Here is a 13697-nt window from a genome sequence, read left to right on the forward strand (position 1 = left end):
CCCAGGGAAGACATGACCCAGCACCTCGCCACCGCCGCCGCCGACGCCCCCACCACCGGCACCGACACGGGCTGGTGGAGAGACGCGGTGATCTACCAGGTCTACCCGCGCAGCTTCGCCGACGGCAACGGCGACGGCATGGGCGACCTGGAGGGCATCCGCAGCCGGCTGCCGTACCTCAAGGAGCTCGGCGTCGACGCCGTGTGGCTCTCCCCCTTCTACGCCTCCCCGCAGGCCGACGCCGGGTACGACGTCGCCGACTACCGGGCCATCGACCCGATGTTCGGCTCGCTGCTCGACGCCGACGCCCTGATCCGCGAGGCCCACGACCTGGGCCTGCGCATCATCGTCGACCTGGTGCCCAACCACTCCTCCGACCAGCACGAGTGGTTCCAGCGCGCGCTCCGCGAGGGCCCCGGCTCCCCGCTGCGCGAGCGCTACCACTTCCGCCCCGGCAAGGGCGAGAACGGCGAACTCCCGCCCAACGACTGGGAGTCCATCTTCGGCGGCCCCGCCTGGACCCGGGTCGCCGACGGCGAGTGGTACCTCCACCTCTTCGCCCCCGAGCAGCCGGACTTCAACTGGGAGCACCCGGCCGTCCGCGACGAGTTCCGCTCGATCCTGCGCTTCTGGCTCGACATGGGCGTCGACGGCTTCCGCGTCGACGTCGCCCACGGCCTGGTCAAGGCCGCCGGCCTCCCCGACATCGGCGCCCACGACCAGCTGAAGCTGCTCGGCAACGACGTCATGCCCTTCTTCGACCAGGAGGGCGTCCACGAGATCTACCGCTCCTGGCGGCAGATCCTCGCCGAGTACGACGGGCAGCGCATCCTCGTCGCCGAGGCGTGGACCCCGACCGTCGAGCGCACCGCCAACTACGTGCGCCCCGACGAGATGCACCAGGCGTTCAACTTCCAGTACCTGGGCACCCACTGGGACGCGGCCGAGCTCCGCACCGTCATCGACGCCTCGCTGGAGGCGATGCGCCCGGTCGGCGCCCCCACCACCTGGGTGCTGTCCAACCACGACGTCACCCGGCACGCCACCCGCTTCGCCAACCCGGCGGGCCTCGGCACCCAGCTGCGCACCCCCGGCGACCGCGAGCTCGGCCTGCGCCGGGCCCGCGCCGCCACCCTGCTGATGCTGGCGCTGCCCGGCTCCGCGTACGTCTACCAGGGCGAGGAGCTCGGCCTGCCGGACGTCACCGACCTGCCCGACGAGGTGCGCCAGGACCCGTCCTTCTTCCGCGCCAGCGGCCAGGACGGCTACCGCGACGGCTGCCGGGTGCCGATCCCGTGGACCGTCGAGGGCTCCTCGTACGGCTTCGGCGGCGGCGGCTCGTGGCTGCCGCAGCCGGCGGCCTGGGGGAGCCTGAGCGTCGAGGCGCAGACCGGCGACCCCGGCTCCACCCTGGAGCTGTACCGCAGCGCGCTCGCCGTGCGCCGCGAGCGCCCCGAACTCGGTGCGGGCGAGGCCGTGGAGTGGCTGGAGGCACCCGAGGGTGTGCTCTCCTTCCGCCGCGACGGCTTCGTCTGCACCGCCAACACCACCGGCCGGGCCATCACCGTCCCGCTGCCCGGCCGGTATCTCCTCTCCAACGAGGAAGTCCGCGTCGTCGCCGCCGACGGCGAGGACACCGTGGTGATCCCCGCCGACACCACCGTCTGGTGGGCGGCGTGACGATCCCCCCGCCGCGGGGCACCGGCAACGGCGCCCCGCGGCTCGCGGACATCGCGGCCCAGTCCGGGGTCAGCGAGGCCACCGTCAGCCGCGTCCTCAACGGCAAGGCGGGGGTGGCCGGCGCGACCCGGCACAAGGTGCTCGCGGCGCTCGACGTGCTCGGCTACGAGCGTCCCGTACGGCTCAAACGCCGCAGCGCGGGCCTCGTCGGGCTCGTCGTGCCCGAGCTGACCAACCCGATCTTCCCGGCCTTCGCGCAGGTCGTCGAGCAGGTCCTGGCCGGGCACGGGTACACGCCGGTGCTCTGTACCCAGATGCCCGGTGGTGCCACCGAGGACGAGCTGGTCGACCAACTGGTCGAGCGCGGAGTGGCCGGCATCGTCTTCCTCTCCGGGCTGCACGCGGACGCCTCCGCCGACCCGGCGCGGTACGGCCGGCTGACCGAGCGGGGCGTGCCGTACGTCCTCATCAACGGCTACCACGAACGGATCGACGCCACCTTCGTCTCCCCGGACGACCGGGCCGCGGCCCGGATGGCCGTCCGGCACCTGGCCGAGCTCGGGCACGAGCGGATCGGCCTCGCCACCGGCCCCACCCGCTACGTGCCCTCGCGCCGCAAGGCCGAGGGCTTCGCCGCCGAGCTGTACGAGGTGCTCGGCGTGGAGCGGGCGGACGCCGAACGCTTCGTGCGGCCCACCCTGTTCGGCGTCGAGGGCGGGCACGCGGCCGCCGAGATCCTGCTCGACGAGGGGTGCACGGGCATCGTCTGCGGCTCCGACCTGATGGCGCTCGGCGTCGTCCGGGCGGCCCGCGCCCGGGGCCTCGACGTGCCCCGGGACGTCTCCGTCGTCGGCTTCGACGACTCCCCGCTGATCGCCTTCACCGATCCGCCGCTGACCACCGTGCGCCAGCCCGTGCAGGCCATGGCGACGGCGGCGGTCGGCGCGCTCCTGGAGGAGATCGAGGGCAGTCCGGTGCAGCGCACCGAGTTCGTCTTCCAGCCGGAGCTGGTCGTGCGCGGCTCCACCGCGCAGCCGCCGCACGCGGTGCCGTAACTCCTTGCGCAATCTCTTGCGGTGGGCGTGCGCGAAGTATTGACCGCACGCCTGTACGCCCCTACGGTCGCGGCTGAAAACAGTTGCTGAGAGTTTCGGCAACTTCTTGCGAACAGCTCTCGACACGACAGGGACGTCGTACAGGAGGAAGCATGGCAAGAAAGACCGTGGCCGCTGCACTCGCCCTCGTGGCGGGAGCCGCTGCGGCCGTCACGGCGAACGCCCCGGCCCAGGCCACCCCGCCGGGAACCAAGGACGTCACCGCGGTGATGTTCGAGTGGAACTTCGCCTCCGTGGCCCGTGAGTGCACCGACCGCCTCGGCCCCGCCGGATACGGCTACGTCCAGGTCTCCCCGCCGCAGGAGCACCTCCGGGGCAGCCAGTGGTGGACCTCGTACCAGCCCGTCAGCTACAAGATCGCCGGACGGCTCGGGGACCGCGCCGCCTTCGCGAACATGGTGAACGCCTGCCACGCCGCCGGCGTGAAGGTGATCGCGGACTCGGTCATCAACCACATGGCCAACGGCTCCGGCACCGGAACGGGCGGGACCCCGTTCTCCAAGTACGACTACCCCGGCCTCTACTCCGGCGCCGACATGGACGACTGCCGGGCCACCATCTCGAACTACCAGGACCGGGCCAACGTCCAGAACTGCGAGCTCGTCGGCCTCCCCGACCTCGACACGGGCGAGGACTACGTCCGCGGGAAGATCGCCGGCTACCTCAACGACCTGCTCTCGCTGGGCGTCGACGGCTTCCGCATCGACGCCGCCAAGCACATGCCGGCCGCCGACCTCGCGAACATCAAGTCCCGGCTGACGAACCCGAACGTCTACTGGAAGCTGGAGGCCATCCACGGCGCCGGCGAGGCCGTCTCCCCGAGCGAGTACCTCGGCAGCGGCGACGTCCAGGAGTTCCGCTACGCCCGCGACCTCAAGCGGGTCCTCCAGAACGAGAAGCTCGCCTACCTGAAGAACTTCGGCGAGGCCTGGGGCCACATGCCCTCCGGCCAGTCCGGCGTCTTCGTCGACAACCACGACACCGAGCGCGGCGGCGACACCCTCAGCTACAAGGACGGCGCGAACTACACCCTCGCCTCCGTCTTCATGCTCGCCTGGCCCTACGGCTCCCCGGACGTCCACTCCGGCTACGAGTGGACCGACAAGGACGCCGGACCGCCCAACGGCGGCCAGGTGAACGCCTGTTACACCGACGGATGGAAGTGCCAGCACGCCTGGCGCGAGATCTCCTCCATGGTCGCCTTCCGCAACACCGCCCGCGGCGAGGCCGTCACGAACTGGTGGGACAACGGCAACAACGCGATCGCGTTCGGCCGGGGCTCCAAGGCGTACGTGGCCATCAACCACGAGTCCTCCGCCCTGACCCGCACCTTCCAGACCTCCCTGCCCGCCGGCACCTACTGCGACGTCCAGTCGAACACCCCGGTCACCGTCGGCGCGAACGGCCAGTTCACCGCGACCCTCGGCGCCAACACCGCGGTCGCCCTGCACGCGAACGCCATGAACTGCGGCGGCGGCACCACCCCCACCACCCCGCCGACCACGCCCCCCGCCACCGCGGGCGCCTCCTTCGGCGTCACCGCCACCACGGTGCCGGGCCAGAACATCTACGTCACCGGCAACCGCGCCGAGCTCGGCAACTGGGCCCCGGCCGCCGCCCTCAAGCTCGACCCCGCCGCCTACCCCGTGTGGAAGCTGACGGTGAACCTCCCCGCCGGAACGGCCTTCGAGTACAAGTACGTCCGCAAGGACGCGGCCGGGAACGTCACCTGGGAGTCCGGAGCCAACCGCACCGCGACCGTCCCCGCCTCCGGCCAGGTCGTCCTGAACGACACCTTCCGCAGCTGAGCCCCCTCCCTCCGCAGGGCCGCCCCGACCGGGGCGGCCCCCTCTTCCCGTACCTCCAGGGAGCCCCCGTGATACCCAAGCGAACGGCCGCGGCGCTCGCCGCCGCCCTCGTCGCCGCCCTCGTCCCGGCCCTGCCCGCGACGGCCGCGCCCCGCCCGCCGGCCCCGCCCTCCGACCGGGCCCTCGCCGCCGAACCGGCCCGCCAGGACCTGACCCGCGAGCAGTTCTACTTCGTGCTGCCCGACCGGTTCGCCAACGGCGACACCTCCAACGACAAGGGCGGCCTCACCGGCAGCCGCACCGCCACCGGCTTCGACCCCACCGACAAGGGCTTCTACCAGGGCGGCGACCTCAAGGGGCTCACCCAGCGCCTGGACTACATCAAGGGCCTCGGCACCACCGCCATCTGGATGGCGCCGATCTTCAAGAACCGGCCCGTGCAGGGCGAGGGCAAGGACGCCTCGGCCGGCTACCACGGCTACTGGATCACCGACTTCACCCAGGTCGACCCGCACTTCGGCACCAACGACGACCTCAAGAAGCTGATCGCCGCCGCCCACGCCAAGGGCATGAAGGTCTTCTTCGACGTCATCACCAACCACACCGCCGACACCGTCGACTACGCCGAGAAGAAGTACGGCTACCGCCCCAAGGGCGCCTACCCGTACCTCGACAAGGACGGCCGCCCCTTCGACGACCGCACCGCGGTCGGGAAGGTTGACGCCGACTCCTTCCCGTACACCCCCGTCGAGCGCGCCGGCGACAAGGTCCCCGCCTGGCTCAACGACCCCACGATGTACCACAACCGAGGCGACTCCACCTGGCAGGGCGAATCCGCCGAGTACGGCGACTTCGTCGGCCTCGACGACCTGTGGACCGAACGCCCCGAGGTCGTCGAGGGCATGAAGCGGATCTACGAGACGTGGGTCCGCGACTTCGACATCGACGGCTTCCGCATCGACACCGTCAAGCACGTCGACCTCGACTTCTGGACCCAGTGGGCCACCGCCCTCGACGCCTACGCCAAGAAGCGGGGCCGCGAGGACTTCTTCATGTTCGGCGAGGTCTACTCCGCCGACACCACCGTCACCGCCCCCTACGTCACCCGCGGCCGGCTCGACGCCACCCTCGACTTCCCCTTCCAGGACGCCGCCCGAGCCTTCGCCTCCCAGGGCTCCGGCGCCGACCGCCTCGCCAAGGTCTTCGCCGAGGACTACCGCTACACCACCGACAAGGCCAACGCCTACGAGCAGGTCACCTTCCTCGGCAACCACGACATGGGCCGCTTCGGCACCTTCCTGAAGCAGGACAACCCGAACGCCTCCGACGCCGAACTCCTCCGCCGCGCCACGCTCGCCAACGAGCTGATGTTCCTCTCCCGCGGCAACCCGGTCGTCTACTCCGGCGACGAGCAGGGCTTCACCGGCGCCGGCGGCGACAAGGACGCCCGCCAGCCGCTCTTCGCCACCCGGGTCGCCGACTACCTCGACGACGACCGGCTCGGCACCGACCGCGGCCACGACACCGACGCGTACGACACCGGCCACCCGCTCTACCGGTCGATCGCCGCCCTGTCGAAGCTCACCCGCGAACACCCCGCCCTCCGCGACGGCGTCCAGCGCACGCGCCTCGCCGAAGGCCCCGTCCACGCCGCCTCCCGCACCGACGCGCGGCAGCGCGTCGAATACCTGGTCGCCGCCAACGGCGCCACCGAGCCGAAGACCGTCGACATCCCCGTCGACTCCGCCTCCTTCCGCACCCTGTACGGCGGCCGGGGCGCCGTCACCGCGAAGGACGGCAAGGTCACCGTCACCGTCCCCGCCCTCTCCACCCTCGTCCTCCAGGCCGACCGGCCCCTCCCGGCCGTCACCGGGAAGCCGTCCGTCGCCCTGAAGGCCCCCGCCGCCGGCTCCACCGGCACCGTCGAGCTCACCGCCGACGTCACCGGCGACGCCCTCAGCCGCGTCGTCTTCGCCGCCCAGGTCGGCAACGGCCGCTGGCAGACCCTCGGCACCGCCGACCACGCCCCCTACAAGGTCACCCAGCACGTGACCGCCCCCGCCGGCACCCCGCTCCGCTACAAGGCCGTCGTCGTCGACGCCGCCGGACGCACCGCGAGCGCCACCGCCGCCACCACCGCGGGCGCGCCCCCGGCCCCCGAGAAGCCCATCGCCGTCGAGCGCCCGTACGCGATCGTCCACTACCGGCGCGAGGACGGGAACTACGACGGCTGGACCCTGGACGCGGCCGGCCAGAAGGCCGCCTTCACCGGCCGCGACGCCCACGGCGCCTTCGCCTGGGTCAAGCTCCCCGAGGGCGCCTCCTCCGTCGCGTACACCGTCGAGAAGGACGGCGCCGCCGACGGCCCGCGGCGCACCATCGACCTCGGCCGCACCGGCGAGGTCTGGATCACCCAGGGCCAGGACGGCCAGTCCGACACGAACCCGGCCCCCACCGCCCCGGACAAGACCAGGGCCGTCATCCACTACCAGCGCCCGGACGGGAACTACGACGGCTGGGGCCTCCACCTGTGGACCGGCGCCGCCCAGCCCACCGACTGGTCCAAGCCCCTGCCGCCCACCCGCGTCGACGCCTACGGCGCCGTCTACGAGGTGCCGCTCGCCGAGGGCGCCACCTCCCTCTCGTACATCCTCCACAAGGGCGACGAGAAGGACCTCCCCACCGACCAGTCCCTCGACCTCGCCGCCACCGGCCACGAGGTCTGGCTCCTCGCCGGGCAGCCGAAGCACCTGCTGCCGACCTCCGGCGGCGCCCCCGCCGTCGACCTCGGCAAGGCCGAGGCCCAGTGGATCGACCGGAACACCGTCGTCTGGAAGGTGAAGGCGAACGACTCCACCAGCCAGCAGCTCGTCTACGCCCCCGACGGCGGCATCACCGTCACCGACGGCGCCCTCAGCGGCGAGGGCCAGTGGCTCCGGCTGAACGCGGGCGGCCTCACCGACGCCCAGAAGGCGAAGTTCCCGCACCTCAAGGACTACCCCGCCTTCACCGTCGACCCCCGCGACGCCGACCGGGTCCGCGCCTCCCTGCGCGGCCAGCTCATCGCCACCCAGCGCGCCGCCAACGGCGCCCTGCTCGCCGCCACCGGCGTCCAGACCGCCGGCGTCCTCGACGACCTGTACGCCGCGAAGGCCGTCAAGGCCGACCTCGGCCCGGTCTTCCGCCACGGCCGCCCCACCCTCTCCCTGTGGGCCCCGACCGCGCGGACCGTCGCCCTGGAGATCGACGGCCGGACCGTGCCCATGCGCCGCGACGACGCCTCCGGCGTCTGGAAGGCCACCGGCCCGAAGAGCTGGAACGGCAAGCCGTACCGGTACGTCGTGAAGGTCTGGGCGCCCACCGTCCAGAAGCTCGTCGAGAACCGGGTCACCGACCCGTACTCGACCGCCCTCACCGCCGACTCCGCCCGCAGCCTCGTCGTCGACCTCACCGACCCGAAGCTCGCCCCGGCCGGCTGGAAGACCCTGCGGAAGCCGGCCGCCGTGCCGCTGCGCGACGCCCGCATCCAGGAACTCCACGTCCGCGACTTCTCGATCGCCGACCCCACCGCGAAGGCCGGCCACCGGGGCACCTTCCTCGCCTTCACCGACAAGGACAGCAAGGGCTCGAAGCACCTCAAGGCCCTCGCCGACTCCGGCACCAACTACGTCCACCTCCTCCCGGCCTTCGACATCGGCACCATCCCCGAGAAGAAGTCCGACCGGAAGGAACCCGCCTGCGACCTGAAGGTCTACGCCCCCGACTCCGAGGAGCAGCAGGCCTGCGTCGCCGAGGCCGCCGCGAAGGACGCGTACAACTGGGGCTACGACCCGCTGCACTACACCGTCCCCGAGGGCTCCTACGCCACCGACCCGAACGGCACCCGCCGCACGGTCGAGTTCCGGCAGATGGTCCAGGCCCTCAACGGCCAGGGCCTGCGCACCGTCATGGACGTCGTCTACAACCACACCGTCGCCGCCGGACAGTCCGACAAGTCCGTCCTCGACAAGATCGTCCCCGGCTACTACCAGCGGCTCCAGGCCGACGGCACCGTCGCCACCTCCACCTGCTGCGCCAACACCGCGCCCGAGAACGCCATGATGGGCAAGCTCGTCGTGGACTCGGTCGTCACCTGGGCCAAGCAGTACAAGGTCGACGGCTTCCGCTTCGACCTCATGGGCCACCACCCCAAGGAGAACATCCTCGCCGTCCGCGCGGCGCTCGACGCCCTGACCGTCGAGAAGGACGGCGTCGACGGCAAGGCGATCGTCCTCTACGGCGAGGGCTGGAACTTCGGCGAGATCGCCGACGACGTCCGCTTCGTCCAGGCCACCCAGAAGAACATGGCCGGCACCGGCATCGCGACCTTCTCCGACCGGGCCCGCGACGCCGTCCGCGGCGGCGGCCCCTTCGACGAGGACCCCGGCGTCCAGGGCTTCGCCTCCGGCCTCTACACCGACCCCAACGCCTCCACCGCCAACGGCACCCCGGAGCAGCAGAAGGCCCGCCTCCTGCACTACCAGGACCTCATCAAGGTCGGCCTCAGCGGCAACCTCGCCTCCTACTCCTTCACCGACACCTCCGGGCGCACGGTCAAGGGCTCCGAGGTCGACTACAACGGCGCCCCGGCCGGCTACGCCGACGCCCCCGGCGACGCCCTCGCCTACGCCGACGCCCACGACAACGAGACCCTCTACGACGCCCTCGCCTTCAAGCTGCCGGCCGGCACCTCCGCCGCCGACCGGGCCCGCATGCAGGTCCTCGCCATGGCCACCGCCACCCTCTCCCAGGGCCCGGCGCTCTCCCAGGCCGGCACCGACCTGCTCCGCTCCAAGTCCCTCGACCGCAACTCCTACGACAGCGGCGACTGGTTCAACGCGATCCACTGGGACTGCCGCGACGGCAACGGCTTCGGCATCGGCCTCCCGCCGGCCGCCGACAACCAGGCCAAGTGGGGCTACGGCAAGCCGCTCCTCACCAACGGGAACCTGACGGTCGGCTGCGACGAGATCGACGGCGCCTCCGCCGCCTACCGGGACCTCCAGCGGATCCGCGCCACCGAGCCCGGCTTCTCCCTGGCCACGGCCGGACAGGTCCAGGAGCGGCTCTCCTTCCCGCTCTCCGGCACCGACGAGACCCCCGGCGTGATCACCATGCGCCTCGGTGACCTCGTCGTCGTCTTCAACGCGACGCCGGGCGAGCGGAAGCAGACGGTCGCCGGCCTGGCCGGCACGGCCTACGGCCTGCACCCCGTCCAGGCGAACGGCTCCGACGCCGTGACCAAGTCCGCCTCCTACGAGGCCGGTTCGGGCACCTTCACGGTCCCGGCCCGCACGGTCGCGGTCTTCAAGGCCACCACGACCTGACCAAGTCGTCGCGGAGGTCCCGGCCGTCCTTGTGCGGCCGGGACCTCCGTGGCGAGGCTGGGGCCGGACACCCCGCACCCGCACGAGAGGCCGCCATGCCGCAGATCACCGTCGACCATTCCGTCCCCTTCGACCGGCGGGCCTTCGCGCTCGACCTCCACGGCCTCGTGGCGGAGACCGTCCGCACCTCCGTCGGCAACTGCAAGACCCGCTTCCGCGAGGTCGCGGAGACCGTCGTCGGCGACGGCTCCACCGACGCCGCCCTGGTCAACGTCGAGATCGCGCTGGCCTTCGGGCGGACCGACGCGCTCAAGGCCCACCTCGCGCAGGGCGTGCTCGCCCTGCTGACCCGGCACCTCAAGGGCGCCGAGGGAGTCCGCCTCGCCGTCGAGGTCCGCGACCTCGAAAGCGCCTACAGGAAGGCCTGATCCGGCACGGCGGGCAGGGGGGCGGCTGGGGCCTGCCTGACCCTTCCCGCCGAGTCCGACCCGGCCTGATCCGGCGCGAAGGGTCAGACAGGCCCCAGCGCGAGCAGCCGGCCCACCAGCTCGGCGAACGGGCCGTCCGCCGGCTCGTCGGCCAGGATCGCCGTCAGCACCGTCGCCGTCTGCTCGTCGTGGACCGCGCTCACCGCCGTCAGCGCCGCGAAGTCGTGCACCAGCTTCCGCTCCAGCTCCGCGCGCGGCACCCGCCGCCCGTCCAGCCACAGCAGCGCCGTCGACTCGGCGAGCGACACCCAGGACCGCACGACCAGTTCGAGCCGCGGCGACGGGTCCGCGACCCCGAGGTGGGCCACGATCTGCTCGTACGCGGCCTGCCGCACCTCGTCGATCATCGCGTTGGTCGTCGACGAGCCCACCGCGGGGCCGCCCCGCATCAGCGCCGCGAACCCCGGGCCGTGGTCGTCGACGAAGTCGAAGAACCGGCCCATCACCCGCAGCAGCCGCGCCCCCAGCGGGCCCTGCGGCGGCTCCAGGAAACGGGCCGCGAGCTCGTCGGCCGCGCGCCGCAGCGCCGCCTCGTACAGGCTCTGCTTGCCGGGGAAGTAGTGGTAGACCAGCGGCCGGGAGATGCCCGCGGCGGCGGCGATCTCGTCGATGGAGACCTCGTCGGGGGAGCGGCTGCTGAAGAGTTCGAGGGCCACCCCGATCAGCTGCTGCTTGCGCTCCTCGACGCCCATCCTGCGCCGCACACCGGTCGTCATACGAACAGCCTATCGGGGTCCGTTACGCTCCTCGTCCATGACAGCTTCCGACCAGGACACCCCGGCCGCCGAGAACCCCGAGACCGCCGGGCCGGACGAGCCCGACGAGGCGCCGGAGGAGGGAACGCCGGAAGGGGAGGACGCGCCGGACGAGGACGCCGACGAAGACGCGGACGACGAGGACGACGCGGACGAGGACGCGGACGAGCCCGAGGACGACGAGCGGCCCGGCGGGGGCATGACCCCCAAGCAGGCGAGGCGGCTGCGCGTGGCCGCCGCCTCGGTCCTGCTGGTGGCGATGGGCGTCATCCTGGTGATCCGCCTCGCGAGCCGGACCTCCGTGCTGGTCGTCGGCGTCTACGGCCTCGCGATGATCCTCTGCGGCATCGTCATCGAGCTGGCCCGCAACGGCCGCACCCGGCTCGGCACCTGGCTGCTCGTGGGCGGCCTCGCGGCCGCCCTCGCCTTCGACTGGCTGATCCTGCCCTGACGTTCAGAGGTCCAGGACGAGCTTCCTCCCGGCGCAGCGCGAGACGCAGATCAGCATCGAGTCCGCCCGCTCCGCGTCGGTGAGCAGCTCGTCCCGGTGGTCGACCTCGCCCTCCAGGACGGTCTGCCGGCAGGTGCCGCAGAAGCCCTGCGCGCAGGAGTACATGAGGCCCGGCACCTCCTCCCGTACGGCCGCGAGCACCGACTGGTCGGCGGCGACGGCCACCGTCCGCCCGGAGCGCCGGAGTTCGACCTCGAAGGCGGTCCCGTCGGCGGGGGCGGGCGCCGAGAAGCGCTCCAGGCGCGCGGTGCGGCCCTCCGGCAGCGCGGCGGCGACGGCGTCCATCAGCCCGTCGGGGCCGCAGCAGTAGACCTGCGTCTCGGCCGGCACCTGCGCCAGGAAGGACAGGTCCGGAAGGCCGTCCTCGTCCTCCGCGACCACCGTGACCCTCCCCCGGCCCTCGGCCGGGGGGACCCCCCTCTCGCTTCGCTCGCCGCCGAGCCGGAGCAGCTCCGCCAGGTACGGCATGGTGGCGCGGGACCGTCCGCAGTAGACGAGCCGCCAGTCCGCGCCCGCCGCCTCGGCGGCCCTGGCCATCGGCAGCACCGGGGTGATGCCGATGCCGCCGGCGACGAAGACGTACGCGGGGGAGTCGACCAGCGGGAAGCGGTTGCGCGGCCCCCGGATCTCTATCTCGGTGCCCTCGTGGAGCTGTTCGTGCACCTCGCGCGAGCCGCCCCGGCCGCCCCGCTCCTCGTCGACGAGCCGGGTCGCGATCCGGTAGACGTCCGCCCGGGCCGGGTCGCCGCAGAGCGAGTACTGCCGGACCCGCCCCGAGGGGAGCACGACGTCGATGTGGGCGCCCGGCTCCCAGGACGGCAGCCGCTCGCCCTCCAGGCGCAGTTCGACGACGCCCTCGGCGGGGACGAACCGGCCGGTGACGAGCACCCGGCGCGGGACGGTCGCCCCGCGCCCGTACCCGGAGACCGGTGTCTCCAGGGACGGCATCGGCCACAGCGGCGCGGTCGTCATCCGCGAGCGGACCGCCCGGCGGACGAGGAGCGCGGCGCCGGCGACGAGGGCGACGGTGGTGAACCGGGGCATCAGCGGCCTCCGTTGGCGCCGGGGGAGGAGGCGAGGTAGGCGACAGCCTGCGCGGTGTCACCCTCCTGGGAGGGGTGGTAGGAGCGGCTCAGGTAGCGGGGGATCGAGCGCAGCATGGCCGGGGTGGACGGCAGCACGCCCTCGCGGCCCTTGCGGTAGAAGTCGGCCCAGGCGACCTTCGGGTCGAGCAGGCTCGGGTCGTTCTCCATGAAGAAGCGGACCCCGCGCTGCCAGAGGAAGACGAGCGCGGAGAAGGCGAGCGCCCAGGTGCGGGCGCGGCGCCGGTAGCCGCCGTCGAGGTGCATGAAGAGCTCGAAGGCGACCGCCCGGTGCTCGACCTCCTCGGCGCCGTGCCAGCGCAGCAGGTCCATCATCATCGGGTCGGCGCCCCGCCGGTCCAGCTCCTCGGCGTTCAGCACCCAGTCGCCGAGGAAGGCGGTGTAGTGCTCGATCGCGGCGATCAGCGCGACCCGCTCCATCAGCCACCAGCGTCGGGCCCGGCCCGGCGGCAGCGTCCGGTCGCCGAGCAGCTTCTCGAAGAACCAGTCGACCTGCGCGGTGTACGGCGTCGGGTCGAGCCCCTGCCGGCGCAGGTGCGGCAGCACGTCGTCGTGCGCCTGCGAGTGCACGGCCTCCTGCCCGATGAAGCCGATGACGTCCTCGCGCAGCCGGTCGTCGGTGATGTACGGCAGGGCCTGCTGGTAGACGTGCACGAACCACCGCTCCCCGGCCGGGAGGAGGAGGTGCAGCACGTTGATCGTGTGCGTGGTGAAGGGGTCGCCGGGAACCCAGTGGAGAGGGGTCTCCTGCCAGTCGAAGGCGACCTTGCGCGCCTTGAGCTCGACGTGTTCCGACGCCACCGGTGCAGGCTGCGTATTAGACATGTCGTCAATGTACTGAGGGGTAAGCACGGGGAACAGAGCCGCGCAC

At 72.5% G+C, this 13697-nt stretch carries 9 protein-coding genes; 6 read left to right on the forward strand and 3 right to left on the reverse strand.

Annotated elements, in window-relative coordinates; all coding sequences use genetic code 11:
• The first annotated feature begins 12 nt into the window (after positions 1 to 12).
• The 5 genes from IE245_RS02610 to IE245_RS02630 all read left to right on the forward strand — a co-directional run bounded on the left by IE245_RS02610 (position 13) and on the right by IE245_RS02630 (position 10397).
• On the forward strand, positions 13 to 1680 hold the full coding sequence (locus IE245_RS02610; protein WP_189945029.1) for a glycoside hydrolase family 13 protein: 1668 nt from the start codon (positions 13 to 15) through the stop codon (positions 1678 to 1680).
• Entirely contained in the window at positions 1668 to 2735 is a 1068-nt protein-coding gene (locus tag IE245_RS02615) for a LacI family DNA-binding transcriptional regulator (RefSeq protein ID WP_189945031.1), read from the forward strand. The genes IE245_RS02610 and IE245_RS02615 overlap by 13 nt, the downstream gene beginning before the upstream one ends.
• Before the next feature lie 152 nt (positions 2736 to 2887).
• Positions 2888 to 4603, forward strand: coding sequence for a carbohydrate-binding module family 20 domain-containing protein (locus IE245_RS02620; protein ID WP_189945033.1), 1716 nt, complete (start codon positions 2888 to 2890; stop codon positions 4601 to 4603).
• A 68-nt stretch (positions 4604 to 4671) separates the two neighbouring features.
• Positions 4672 to 9969: a pullulanase-type alpha-1,6-glucosidase gene (gene pulA, locus IE245_RS02625; RefSeq protein ID WP_189945035.1), complete on the forward strand. Its 5298-nt coding sequence runs from the start codon at positions 4672 to 4674 to the stop codon at positions 9967 to 9969.
• Positions 9970 to 10064: 95 nt separating this feature from the next.
• Positions 10065 to 10397, forward strand: a complete 333-nt coding sequence (locus IE245_RS02630) for a 5-carboxymethyl-2-hydroxymuconate Delta-isomerase (RefSeq protein WP_189945037.1) — start codon at positions 10065 to 10067, stop codon at positions 10395 to 10397.
• An 83-nt stretch (positions 10398 to 10480) separates the two neighbouring features.
• Here the strand turns inward: IE245_RS02630 and IE245_RS02635 are convergent, their stop codons facing one another.
• Complete coding sequence (locus IE245_RS02635) at positions 10481 to 11173, reverse strand: TetR/AcrR family transcriptional regulator (protein WP_189945039.1); 693 nt, start codon at positions 11171 to 11173, stop codon at positions 10481 to 10483.
• Positions 11174 to 11210: 37 nt separating this feature from the next.
• Here IE245_RS02635 and IE245_RS02640 point away from each other — a divergent pair, with 37 nt between their 5' ends.
• Positions 11211 to 11663 carry a hypothetical protein gene (locus IE245_RS02640; RefSeq protein WP_189945041.1) on the forward strand — a complete coding sequence of 151 codons (453 nt, stop codon included), beginning with the start codon at positions 11211 to 11213 and terminating at the stop codon, positions 11661 to 11663.
• A gap of 3 nt (positions 11664 to 11666) precedes the next feature.
• Here the strand turns inward: IE245_RS02640 and IE245_RS02645 are convergent, their stop codons facing one another.
• Positions 11667 to 12767: a PDR/VanB family oxidoreductase gene (locus IE245_RS02645; protein WP_189945043.1), complete on the reverse strand. Its 1101-nt coding sequence runs from the start codon at positions 12765 to 12767 to the stop codon at positions 11667 to 11669.
• Positions 12767 to 13651 (reverse strand): metal-dependent hydrolase, encoded by an 885-nt coding sequence (locus IE245_RS02650; RefSeq protein WP_189945046.1) that lies wholly within the window; start codon positions 13649 to 13651, stop codon positions 12767 to 12769. Before IE245_RS02650 ends, IE245_RS02645 begins: the two co-directional genes overlap by 1 nt.
• Positions 13652 to 13697: the final 46 nt, after the last annotated feature.

The organism is Streptomyces roseolus, assembly GCF_014649855.1.
Taxonomy (GTDB): Bacteria; Actinomycetota; Actinomycetes; order Streptomycetales; family Streptomycetaceae; genus Streptomyces; species Streptomyces roseolus.